An 11,497-nucleotide genomic window follows, 5' to 3' on the forward strand; every position below is an offset into this window, starting at 1 on the left:
GCCACTGGCGAGGTGCCCGGCGCGGGGCCACACTGGCCGCATGCTGGGTGAACTGAACGAGCCTGAGATCGACGCTGTGCTGCGCCAGGCCGTGGTCGGCCGAATCGGCTGCCACGCCGAGGGCTGCACCTATATCGTGCCGATCTCCTACGCCTACGACGGTGACGCCGTGTACGGCCACAGCGCATCCGGAAGCAAGGTGCAGATGATGCGGGCGAACCCGTCGGTCTGCTTCGAGGTCGAGGAGGTCGACGATCTCGCGAACTGGCGCAGCGTGATCGGCTGGGGCAGCTATGAGGAATTGACCGGTGAGGATGCCGCGGCCGGGATGCGGGTGCTGCTGACCCGGTTCGCGCCGCTGGTCACGAGCGTCACCGCCGAGCCGCACCTGGGCCCGGACGGCACCGTTCTGCCGGGCCCGGCACCGGAGCCGAAATCGGTGCCCAAACCGGGGCCCGGGCCCCGGCCGAAGCCGGGTCCCGGGACATCCGTGCTGCCCCCGGACCACGCCGCCGCGGGGTCATCCCCGCACGCCGTGATCTACCGGATCCGGCTGACCGAGAAGACCGGCCGGTTCGAGAAGGCCTGAGTTCGAGAAGGCCCGAGTCGGAGAAACCCGCGGGGCCTACGCCTTGCCCGCGGCGAGGATATCGACGACGAACACGAGCGTGTCGGTGCCCGTGATCCCGGCCTGGGTCTGTCCCGCATCACCGTAGCCGAGCGCCGGCGGGATGATGATGACGACCTGGGAACCGACCGTCTGGCCGACGAGGCCCTGGGCGAACCCGGGAACGACGCTGCTCAGTGACATCGGGGTCGGTCCGCCCTTGCCCCAGGACTGGTCGAACACCTTGCCGCTGGACCAGACGACGCCCGAGTACTGCACGGTCACGGTCGCCCCCTCCGCGACCTTGCGGCCGTCGCCCTTCTTCAGCACCTCGGTCTTCAGGTCGGCTGGGGCGTCGGCCTTGGGGATGGTCACGGTCGGGGCGCCGTCCTTGGCCAGCGCCACGGTCGGGAAGCCGTCCTGGGGCTTCTGGTCCTTGCCGCTGGCGCGGGTCGGGATCTGGCCCTTGACGTCGATGACGAAGATGATGTTGTCCTTGGCGCCGACCTTGAGGTCCGCGTTTCCGGCACCGCCGAAGGCGTCAGCCGGCGGCGAAACGACGGCGACACGCGCTCCGTAGTTGGAGCAGGCCACGCCCTTGATGATGGCCGGGAAGACGCCCGACTTCTCGTCGAGGGTGATGGAGGCGCCGGCGGCGTCACCGTAGCCGCCGGCGTTCATCTTCTCGCCCGTGGTCGCGTTGTAGACCGCGAAAGCGAGTTCGACGACGTCGCCGGTCTTCACGGCGCCACCCTTGCCCTCGGTGATGACGCTGCGTTCGGTGGTCTTCGTGCTCAACGGCTTCGAGAATTTCACCGTGGGTTCCGCGTTGGCCTTCCCGGCGACCTTGACGGAATCCGAGACCTTCCCGGAATCGGTGCAGGAGATCGACGACGCGCCGGCCGCCTTGTCGGTCGAGGGAGAGGCGCTGCAGCCCGCGAGCGCGAGAACGGCGACGGTGGCAACGGAGATGAGGGCAGGAAGTTTACGCACGCTGATCTTTCTATTCGTCAAAGCCTGGTGTGGCTGGATTGAGGCGGGTTGGAACAGCCGCCCAACGCCGGGCCTTCGCCAGTATGCCGGAACGACATCTGTACCGGCTGAGTCCCCGGGTCAGAGGCCCTCGGCGATCGCCGCGGTGGCGAGGAGCCACGCCTCCCTGGTGCGAGGGTCGAGAGCGTCGATGTTGAGCGATCCGCCGGCGACGAGGGCGGCGTCATAGGGAACGTCGACCACCGCGCGGGTCAGCTGGCTGAAGTGGTCGTGCAGCCGTTTGGACAACTGGTGGTCCGCCGTCTTGGCCGGCGACGCGAGGATGGTGACCGCCTGCGCGACCTTGTCGGCGTGGCCCTTCTGTCGCAGCCCGTCCAGCAGGGCGGCCGCCCCGTAGGCGGTGTCCTCGCGGATCGTCGAGACGACGACGAGCTGGTCGGCCGTTTCGACGGCCGCTTCCCAGTTGGAGGCCCGCATGTTGTTGCCGGTGTCGATGATGAGCACGCGGTAGAACCGGCTCAGGGCAGCGTGCAGTTTGCCGAAGGCCACGTCGTCGATGCTGGCCGCTCCGGCCGGATCGAGGTCGGAGGCGAGGGCGTCGAACCGGGCATCGCCCTGGTTGCGCACGTAGTTGTCGAGGTCGCCGACGCGGGCGGAGCTCGAATAGGCGAAGTTGTCCAGGTCGCGCAGCAGGTCGACGGCGGTGTTGGTGTGCGAAGCGGTCTGTGCCCGCACACCGAGTGTGCCCATGGTCTCGTTGTTGTCCCAGGCGAGCGTGTACCCACCGCGATGGATGCCGAAGGTCGCCGCGATCAGGAGAGTGGCCGTCGTCTTGTGCGCGCCGCCCTTGGGGTTGAGCACGACGATGGTGCGCGGACCGACCAGCCGGCGCTGCACCGAGGCCACGGCGGCGCGGTGCGCCATCTCCGCGCCTCCCGGAGCCGGGGACACCACGCCGCCGGTCAGGCGGCGAACCGTTCCCTGCCAGCCCAGAATCGCCGGGCCGGCCACCATCGCCGGACGGGAGTTCATGAAATCGGAGAGATTGGGGCCCGCCTCGTCGCCGGAGACGCCATTCGAGGAAGCCGGGGCAGCCGGGGCAGCCGGCACCAGCCCGATGAAGGCCGAGGCAGAGCGGGGAACGCTGTGCGCGTCGGCCTCGGAGCCGAGGTCGAGGTCTGAGTCGAGGTCTGAGTCGAGGTCCGAGTCCTTGAGGTCCGAATCCAGGTCGGTCGACGGATCGAACATGAGGTTCTCGAACGGCTGGACCATGACGGATTCGAACGGGTCGGCCGGTCGGGCCGGCACGAAGTCCGCCTGGGAGGCCTCGAGCACGACAGCATCCAGGGGCGCCGGCTCGGAGCCGGTCAGGTCGCGGTCGGGCGCGTCGGCGTCGGTCTCGTGAGCGTCCGTCGCGTCAGTATCCGTCGCGTCAGCATCCGTCGGGAACCCGTCACTCGCACCGAGGGTGTCGGCCTCGAGGAACAGGGCCTCGATGTCGGCGTGGGGCGTGGCGTTCGCCATGTCGGCACGGTACGGTTGCGGCGAGGCAACCACGTCGATCACCATGGTCCCGGTCGGCTCGGCCGGATCGGCCGGATCGGCCGGATCGGCCGCGGGAGCAGGCGGGTTGGTGACCCCGAACGAGCGGGCGGCGGCGGCCGCGGGCTTCGGGATGAAGGCGCCGTCGGATTCCACGTCCCCGTCAGGGTGCACGATCAGTGGCGACTGGCCCTGCTCGTCCTCGGCGGTCAGGCGCACCGGACGGCCGACCTTGAGGGCGGCATCCGTGACCCGGTTGATGATCTCCTCGCGAACGCCGGCCTCGTCGGCGGCGACGATGTGCTGGCTCACGCCATCGATGGTGAGGTCCCCCGTGCCGTCGCTGCGGATCATCGCGCGGATGCGCGGGAGTTCGGATACGTTCTGCTTCATTTCGGCCTTATTTCCGTCGAGCTCAGCTCATCAGCGTGAGCACGTCGAAGATCCATCGAGCGTGCCGCCCCCAGCCTAACGGGGCAAGACGTGCTACCCCTCGTTCGGGCGGCGGTGCGGCCCGAGCCCGACAAACGATTCCCAGCTGGTTGGCATCCTGCGAAAGCATCACGAAATCAAGGATTTGTGCCCCGGACTCTTGCCGGGACCGCCGGTCGTGGCTCACCCTTAAGTGATGAAAGACACCGACTGGGTTTCGATCGCGTACTGCCGGGACTGCGGGGTCTACGGCACGGCCACCATCCGCGATGACCACAATTTCGTCTGGCCGGAGATCGTGCACGAAACCGACTGCCAGCTCGCTCGACACGGGGACATCAAGGAGATGCACTCGTGGTCCCCCAGTGCCCGGCCCGCCGCCGCGGCACCCTCCGGCCTGCTGGCCTGAGCCTCGCCGGTCCCGGCCGGGTCCCGGTTCGCCGGGAACCGAAGCCGGGAAAGCGTCAGGCGGCGTGCGGAGCCTGGCCGGTGTATCCGGACCAGCGAATGGCGTTCCGGCCGGCCCGGGTGGCGTGGGTGTCGTCGTGGCCGTTCTGGCGCCGGCACTCGACCAGGTCGTTCGCCGGGGTGATGTGCGGGTCACGGCACGAGTTCGCATAGCTGGTGTAATCGGTTTCGAGAAGGAGTTCGTCGTCGGTCATGGCTGCGTGTTTCCTGGTTCTGCCGCTGCGTTTCCGCTTCGGTGGTTCTGGTGGTTCACCCGGTTTTCAGCGGGCCAGTCGTCACTCCGCGCTGGTGATCCTGCTCCGTGCAGGGCCGTGCGAGGCTGGTTCTGTTTTTGACAGCGTACGGGGGTGAGTCGCGATTGCCAGCACGAACCCGAGCATTGGTCACTTCCGTTACCGAATTGGTGGCGGCGGCCCGATCAGACCGTCGCGACGGATGCGCTCTACTGCTCCAGCTCGAGGTGCAGGTCGCGCAGCATCATCTTCATGACCTTGCCCGTGGCCGTGCGGGGCAGCGTCTCGACGAACTGCACGTCGTCGGGAACCTTGAAGCTCGCGATCAGGTAGCGCGTGTGCGTCAGCAGGTCGACGGCCGTGGCGGCGTGGTCGGGCCGGAGCACCACGTAGGCCTTGGGACGCTCGCCCCACTTCTCATGCGGGATGCCTACCACGGCCACGTCGAGCACGGTCGGGTGCGAGAGCATCGCATTCTCCACCTCGATCGAGGAGATGTTCTCACCGCCGGAGATGATGATGTCCTTGGCCCGGTCCCGCAGCTCGAGGTAGCCGTCGGGGTGCATCACGCCCAGGTCACCGGTGTGGAACCAGCCGCCCCGGAACGCCTCGGCGGTCGCCTGCGGATCCCGGTAGTAGCCGAGCATGACGTTGTTGCCGCGCAGCACGATCTCCCCGATCGTGACCCCGTCCTTCGGCACGTCGACCATGAACTCGTCGACCACCCGGGCGCTCTCGGCCTGCAGCATCCCGACGCCCTGGCGCGAGATCCTTCGGGCACGCTCATCGGCGGGCAGGTCGTCCCACTCCGGCTGGTATTCGCAGATCGTGTACGGCCCGTAGACCTCGGTCAGCCCGTACACGTGCACGACGTTCACCCTCAGCCGCTCCAGCTGCTCGATCACACTGGGCGCGGGCGGCGCCCCGGCCGTGGTGATGCTGAGCGGCCGGTCCAGCTCGTGCGCCTGGGGGGCGTTCGCGATCAGGCTGCACACCGTGGGGGCGCCGCAGAGATTGGTGATGCCGAGCGTGTCGATGGCGCCCCACACGCTGTCGGCGCGCACGGCGCGCAGGCACACGTGGGTCGCCCCGGCCGCGGTGACAGCCCAGGGCGTGCACCAGCCGTTGCAGTGGAACATCGGCAGGGTCCACAGGTACACGGATGCGCTCGTGAACGAATTGTGGAAGACCTCGCCGAACGAGTTGAGGTAGGCACCGCGGTGCGAGTACACAACCCCCTTGGGCTTGCCGGTCGTGCCGGACGTGTAGTTGATGGTGAGCGGCGCCCGCTCGTCGTCGACGTCCCAGCGCAGCGGCCGGGCATCCGTCAGGGCGGCGGCGTCGCCGTCGGCCAGGAAGGACTCGAGGGTCTGCTGGCCGAAGTCCAGCCCGCTCGCGGCGAGACCGAATTCGGCGTCGGCCATCTCGATCACGCCGCGAAGGAACTTCGAGGACGGCCGGGCGTCGCCGACCGTGGCGGCCAGCTCGGCGTCGACGAACAAGAGTGACGCCTCGGAGTGTTTGAGCACGTACTCGATCTCGGGCCGGGCCAGCCGGGAGTTGAGGGCCACCAGGATTCCGCCGGCCAGGGGCACGGCGAAGTGCGCGATCAGCATCTCCGGCACGTTCGGGGCCAGGAACACGACCCGGTCACCCGGTGCGATGCGGGCACGGATGCCCCGCGCCATCCGTTCGGCCGCCGCCTTGAACTCGGTGTAGCTGTAGCGGCGGCTGCCGTAGAGGATGGCGTCCTTGTTCGGGTAGACCTCCGCCGACCGCTGCAGGAATCGCAGCGGGGTGAGCGGGGAATCGTTGGCTAGCCCGGCTGCGGGCTCGAGCGTCGTCATCTGTTCAAACATGGGGACTCCCTTGTCCGTCGTTTGGTGCGCGTGTCGTGCGAGAGATTCGTGCCGGCAGAGCGAAATCGGCAGAGCAAATCGCCGAGCGAAGTGCGGTGAAGCGCGGTGAAGCGCGGTGAAGCGCGGTGAATCAGCGGAAGGCGCTGATCCCGGTGAGGTCGCGCCCGATCAGGAGGGACTGCACGCTTTCGGTGCCCTCATAGGTGTGAATGGACTCGATGTCGGCCAGGTGCCGGATGACGTGGTTCTCCAGCAGGATGCCGTTGCCGCCGAGCATGTCGCGGGCGATGGCCGCGATCTCCCGCGCGGCGCGGGTGTTGTGGTACTTCGCCAGCGACGCCTGGATCGGCCGCAGCGTGCCGGCGGCGTCGAGTTCGGCGAGGCGCAGGCAGTGCAGCTGCATCGACGTGAGCTGGGACAGCATGATGGTCAGGCGCTCCTGCACCAGTTGGAAGCCGGCGAGCGGCTTGCCGAACTGGATGCGCTGGGTCGAGTAGTTCAGGGCCGCCTCGAAGACGGCGGTCGCGTGGCCGAGAGCGGACCACGCCACCCCCAGCCGTGTCGCGAACAGCACCGCGGAGGCATCCTTGAACGTGCGGGAACCGGGCAGGACGGCGTCGAGCGGCACCCGCACGTCGTCGAACCAGATCCGGGCCTGATGGATGGCGCGCAGCGATCCCTTTCCGGTGATCGCCTCCGCGCGATAGCCGGGGGTGTCCTGCTCGACCAGGAAACCGCGCACGTTACCGTCGTCGTCCCTGGCCCAGACGACGGTCACGTCGCCGACCGAGCCGTTGCCGATCCACTTCTTCTCTCCGTTGATGACCCACTCGTCGCCGTCGCGGTGCGCCGTGGTCTCCAGGCCCACCGAGTCGGAGCCGTGGTCCGGCTCGGTCAGGGCGAAGGCCCCGAGTTTCTCGGCTCGGGCGAGCGGCACCAGCCACTGTTCCTTCTGCGCATCGCTGCCGAACAGGGCGATGCTGCGCAGGGCCAGTCCGCCCTGGACCGCGACCACCGTGCCCATCGAGCCGTCGCCGCGGGAGATCTCCATGTTGACGAGGCCGGCGGCGAGCGGCGACATCTCGGTCAGGCCCGGGCCCTCGACCCCGTCGGTGAGCAGGTCGAGTTCGCCGAGCCGGCGGGCCAGGTGGATCGGGTATTCGGCCTTGTCCCAGGCCTCGGTCAGTTCGTCCAGCGTCTCCGTGGCGAACGTGCGGGCGCGGTCCCAGAAGGCCCGGTCGGCGGCGGGCACGTCGGCGAACACACCGTAGTAGTCGGTGTCGAGGGGCATGGAGACGTCGTAGTCGGGCACGGTTTCCCTTTCGTGGAGGACAGGCGAGGGGTTCAGCGGGTGGCCACGGTGGCCACCCCGGCCGGGTGGAAGAGGACGCCGTGCGCGGACATCGAGGCCCCCGACCGGTCGAGCAGCGGGGTCAGCCCGCCGGTGTGGTGCGGGTAGTTGGCCCCGAGGATCATGCAGGCGTCGATGTCGGCGGCCGTCTGCACGGTGCCCTCGGCGAGCATCCGCCCGGCTTCGTCGGCGAGGCCGTGCAGCAGGTGCCGGCGCACGTCCGCCTGGCTGCCGGGCACGACCGGACGTGCGTCGACGGGCGGCAGGATCTCCGCGACGGCCGCGGCGGCCGCCGGCGTGAGCACGCCGTCGGGGCCGACGTAGCTGGGCAGCGAGAGCTGCACGATCCGGCGCAGGCTCGGGCTGACCGTGAACCGGTCGGCGAAGCCCTGCTCCATGGTGTCGAGAATGTGCAGCTGCACGGCCGGGCCGATGTGACGGATGAGGGCGAGCGGCGTCATCGGGAAGCCGTCGCCGACGAGGGCGGTGTCCACGAGTTGCGCGTCCGCACCGGCATCGATCAGGGCGAGCGCGTCGCTGAACCAGCGGGTGATCAGGCGGTTGACGACGAACCCGGACGAGTCGGCCACGAGCACGGCCGTCTTGCCCAAGCGGCCGGCGAGGGTGAAGGCCGCCTCGACGGTCTCCTGGCTGGTGTCGGGCGCCCGCACGATCTCCACCAGGGGCAGCACGGCGACCGGGTTGAAGAAGTGGAACCCGACCAGGCGTTCCGGGTGGAGCAGGTGTGCGCCCTGGTCGGCGATCGAGAGCGAGGAGGTGTTGGTGAGCAGTAAAGCGCCCGGTTTCACGACCGCCTCGATCGAGGCCCAGACGTCCCGTTTGACGGTCAGGTCTTCGAAGACCGCCTCGATCACGATGTCGCAGCCGGACAGGTCGGCCACGTCGGTCGTGCCGCTGATCAGGGCGGAGACGCGGGCGCTCTGCGCATCCGTCATCGTGCCCCGGGCGACGGCCCGTTCGAGCTGGTCGGCGATGCAGTCGATGGCCTGGCTGACCCGGTCGGGCGTGAGGTCGGTGATCAGCACGGGGACGTCGAGGCGCTCGGCGAAGACGAGCGCGAGCTGGGTGGCCATGCGCCCGCCGCCGACCACGCCGACCGCGGCGGCCGACTCACCGGACCCGCCGTGGCGGCTGCGCTTACGGGCGGCCTGCAGGGCATAGAAGGCGTAGATGCTGGCCCGGCACTCGTCGCTGTAGAGCAGCGTGCCGAACGCGGCGATGGTCTCGGCCGCGACCGGGTCGCCGCCGCCGGCGAGCCGCTGCTCCGTGCGGGTGGAGGGTCCGGCGTGGGCTGTACCGGCGGTGCCGGCGGCGGACCCGCGGGTCTCGGCGGCCGTTCGGGTGCCGGCCTGCCAGGTGGTCAGAAGGGTGAGTGCGGCGTCGACGGCCGGGATGGCCCCGGGGATCCGCCTGGCCACGGCGGCGCGCACGTCGGCCGGGTCCCACGAGGCGGGGCGCGATCCGGGCCGTGCCACGGATGCCGCGGCGGTCGCGGCCGCCGTCGGGGCGGGGGTCTCCGTTCCGGCCAGCACCTCCGCCGCCCAGGCGAGGGAATCCGTGACGAAGTCCTCGTCGCCCAGGACCACATCGACCAGGCCTCGCCGCAGGGCCTCTCCGGCGGCGAGGTGTCGCCCGGACAGCGACCGGGTGACCGCGATGTCGGCGGCATCCGCGACCCCGATCAGCTCGCTCAGCGAGGAGAGGCCGCCCCAGCCGGGCACCAGCCCCAGCCGCACCTCGGGCAGGCCGATGCTACGGGCGGAGCGGGCCACGGTGCGGTAGTCGGCGCGGAGTGCGAGTTCGAGGGCGCCGCCCAGGGCCGTGCCGTTGATGAAGGCGAAGGTCGGCAGGCCGAGCCGGCTGATCCGGTCCAGCACCGAGTAGCCCTCGCGGGCGATGCGTTCGCCGTCTGACCGGGAGGTGGCGAACCGGAACGGGCCGAGATCGGCGCCGGCCCCGAAGATGGCCCCCTCGCCGGTGAAGGCGACGGCGTCCACCTGGCCGGCGTCGAGCGAGTCCACCGCGTCGCGCAGGGCCGTGAGCGCGTCCCAGGTCCAGGAGAGGAGTGCGCCGGGAGGAGGGCTGAAGGCCACCAGGGCGAATCGGCGGCCACCGACGGTTCGGTTGCTGACGTCGACTTGTGTGCTCAGCCCATTGTGCACGGTGCCCCCTTGCGCCGGTCATGAAATGCGTAAGTACAAGTTGTACCTGAGACTCAGTCTCAGGTCAAGTGATACTCAGTCTCACGCCGAGGGCGCTACGGAGGCGGAACGGAGCTGCGCCTCGATGGCGCGGGCCACCGCGCCCGGCGGTGTGGCCGCCGGGAAAACGGCGACGATCACGGCATCCGTCTGCGTTTTGCCACGGCCGTTCGCGACCCCATCCGGGTGGAACAGACGACTGACTTCCGCCAGCTCGGCATCCAGCGCGTCGGTCCCGACCTGCTCGGCGCCGCGGATCAGCCGGCGCAGAACGTAGTTGTGCGTGGCCGTCACTGCGGCCGCGAATCGAATCGTCGTCAGGGCCGGAACATCGGGGACTGCGGCGCGGAGATAGCTGGCGAAAATGCGTTCGTACCGGATCGCCATGATGGTTTCCCGGTCTCGCAGCACGGGGGTCTGCCGCACCACCTGGTCCCGGATGCGCACGATCTCCAGGCGTTCGCGGAACCGCTTGAAGACCATGGTGGCGGCCTCGGTGACGGCACGCCAGGGATCGTCGTGCGGGGCCGTGAAGTAGGCGCCGATCAGCGCGATCAGTTCATCGTGGTCGGCGAAGATCACATCGTCTTTCGAGCGGAACTGCCGGAAGAAGGTGCTGCGGGAGACCCCCGCCGCCTCGGCGATGTCCACGGTGCTCGTCGCCTCATAGCCCTGCTCGAGGAACAGGCGCACGGCGATATCGGCGACAGCCACCCGGGAGAGCGGTCGGTGCTGCCGGGACGCGTCGGCAGGAGGGGAGGATCCCTCGGGAAGTACGGACATAGTCTGGCGAAATTAGCACGGAACTCCCGGGTTCCGCGGAGCCTAGACCGGGCGGCGCCTTCCGGGCATTCTGGGACGGACGACGGGAGCAGCATGTCCATATCTGATCGAGGCGTCCACCCTCCGGCCCACCGCGCGCCGGTCGAGGGCCGTCGCATGGTTCGTTACGCGTGGATCTGCGTGGCGGTGCTGCCGGTCTCCTTCGTCGCGGCCATGATCCTCGGCGACGCCCTGCTCAGCCTCCAGGGCTACGACAGCGGCACGGAATCGCCGATCCCGATCGGAGTCCTGCTGCTGGCCGGTATTCCCGCCGTGCTGGTCCTGATCGCGCCGACCGTCCCGGCGATGTGGTTCGGCTTCCGGGCGCGGCGCCTGGGCGCGTCCTCCGGCCTCATCCCGGCCGTGATCGGGGCGACGGTGCTGGCCTTCGGCGTTCTCACGAACACACTTCCCCTCCTGTTCAGCAGGTGAGCCGCCGGCTGGAGCGCACTCCCCGGAAACCCACTCTGGTCTCGGGCGCGAATCCGGGGTAACGTTTCGGGCAGCCTGTCATGCACCCTCGTCGCCATTCACGGACCCGGAGGGGTTGGACAGGACATCCGGTGCGCTGACTCTCACGTTTCTTCTCGCCTGAGAGCGCTCCCCCCCAGCACTGTGACGCAGTCCAAAAGAAGAAGGTCGGCATGGAGTTCAGTCCCCCCTGCGTGAAGAAGGCATGCCACGGGCGGATGCGCACGCGCGCTCCAGCCGGCGAGACGCTGGCGGATGAGGAAATCTGGTTCCAGTGCGAGGAATGCGGCACCGAGAAGCACTCCACGAACCTCGGCGCCCACGACGCCCGCTAGAAGCCCGCAGCCCCGTCTGCACCGACCATGTCCCCGACCACGTCTCCGGCGTGAACGAATTCGACGGAGATTTTGGCTCTCCTGTCGTAACCGTGGGTTAAACCCGGCCGGGGAGCACTGGTTTGTGGCCGCCGAGGCTGAGCATGGCGAGGGCGATGAGGG

11 protein-coding genes are annotated in these 11,497 nt (G+C 69.3%); 4 read left to right on the forward strand and 7 right to left on the reverse strand.

Translation table 11 applies throughout. The features are described from left to right. Nucleotides 1-40 precede the first annotated feature (40 nt). Complete coding sequence (locus E3T24_RS03430; RefSeq protein ID WP_134366794.1) at nucleotides 41-589, forward strand: pyridoxamine 5'-phosphate oxidase family protein; 549 nt, start codon at nucleotides 41-43, stop codon at nucleotides 587-589. 36 nt (nucleotides 590-625) lie between these two features. On the opposite strand, the gene E3T24_RS03435 is transcribed toward E3T24_RS03430, so the two are convergent. Further along, nucleotides 626-1,600, reverse strand: coding sequence for an FKBP-type peptidyl-prolyl cis-trans isomerase (locus E3T24_RS03435; RefSeq protein WP_134366795.1), 975 nt, complete (start codon nucleotides 1,598-1,600; stop codon nucleotides 626-628). Between the two features lie 120 nt (nucleotides 1,601-1,720). Further along, on the reverse strand, nucleotides 1,721-3,535 hold the full coding sequence (locus tag E3T24_RS03440) for a chromosome partitioning protein (protein ID WP_134434296.1): 1,815 nt from the start codon (nucleotides 3,533-3,535) through the stop codon (nucleotides 1,721-1,723). A 235-nt stretch (nucleotides 3,536-3,770) separates the two neighbouring features. Between E3T24_RS03440 and E3T24_RS03445 the strand changes: the two genes are divergently transcribed. After that, nucleotides 3,771-3,983 carry a hypothetical protein gene (locus E3T24_RS03445; protein ID WP_134366797.1) on the forward strand — a complete coding sequence of 71 codons (213 nt, stop codon included), beginning with the start codon at nucleotides 3,771-3,773 and terminating at the stop codon, nucleotides 3,981-3,983. 55 nt (nucleotides 3,984-4,038) lie between these two features. Here the strand turns inward: E3T24_RS03445 and E3T24_RS03450 are convergent, their stop codons facing one another. The 5 genes from E3T24_RS03450 to E3T24_RS03470 all read right to left on the reverse strand — a co-directional run bounded on the left by E3T24_RS03450 (nucleotide 4,039) and on the right by E3T24_RS03470 (nucleotide 10,490). Beyond that, nucleotides 4,039-4,236 carry a hypothetical protein gene (locus tag E3T24_RS03450; RefSeq protein ID WP_134366798.1) on the reverse strand — a complete coding sequence of 66 codons (198 nt, stop codon included), beginning with the start codon at nucleotides 4,234-4,236 and terminating at the stop codon, nucleotides 4,039-4,041. Nucleotides 4,237-4,484: 248 nt separating this feature from the next. Next, complete coding sequence (locus tag E3T24_RS03455) at nucleotides 4,485-6,134, reverse strand: AMP-binding protein (RefSeq protein ID WP_241978605.1); 1,650 nt, start codon at nucleotides 6,132-6,134, stop codon at nucleotides 4,485-4,487. A 130-nt stretch (nucleotides 6,135-6,264) separates the two neighbouring features. Then, the gene (locus E3T24_RS03460) at nucleotides 6,265-7,425 is read right to left on the reverse strand and encodes an acyl-CoA dehydrogenase family protein (RefSeq protein ID WP_134366852.1); all 1,161 of its coding nucleotides are present in this window, start codon (nucleotides 7,423-7,425) and stop codon (nucleotides 6,265-6,267) included. A gap of 53 nt (nucleotides 7,426-7,478) precedes the next feature. Continuing rightward, a complete protein-coding gene (locus tag E3T24_RS03465) occupies nucleotides 7,479-9,668 on the reverse strand; it encodes a 3-hydroxyacyl-CoA dehydrogenase NAD-binding domain-containing protein (protein ID WP_134366799.1) in 2,190 nt (729 codons plus the stop codon). Between the two features lie 81 nt (nucleotides 9,669-9,749). Continuing rightward, complete coding sequence (locus E3T24_RS03470; protein WP_134366800.1) at nucleotides 9,750-10,490, reverse strand: TetR/AcrR family transcriptional regulator; 741 nt, start codon at nucleotides 10,488-10,490, stop codon at nucleotides 9,750-9,752. 156 nt (nucleotides 10,491-10,646) lie between these two features. Here E3T24_RS03470 and E3T24_RS03475 point away from each other — a divergent pair, with 156 nt between their 5' ends. Both E3T24_RS03475 and E3T24_RS17195 read left to right on the forward strand, forming a co-directional pair. Continuing rightward, nucleotides 10,647-10,961: a hypothetical protein gene (locus E3T24_RS03475; RefSeq protein WP_134366801.1), complete on the forward strand. Its 315-nt coding sequence runs from the start codon at nucleotides 10,647-10,649 to the stop codon at nucleotides 10,959-10,961. A gap of 212 nt (nucleotides 10,962-11,173) precedes the next feature. Then, nucleotides 11,174-11,335 carry a hypothetical protein gene (locus E3T24_RS17195; protein WP_160141071.1) on the forward strand — a complete coding sequence of 54 codons (162 nt, stop codon included), beginning with the start codon at nucleotides 11,174-11,176 and terminating at the stop codon, nucleotides 11,333-11,335. Nucleotides 11,336-11,497 lie beyond the last annotated feature (162 nt).

Origin of the sequence: Cryobacterium sp. TmT2-59 (assembly GCF_004403545.1) — a bacterium.
GTDB classification, from domain to species: Bacteria; Actinomycetota; Actinomycetes; order Actinomycetales; family Microbacteriaceae; genus Cryobacterium; species Cryobacterium shii.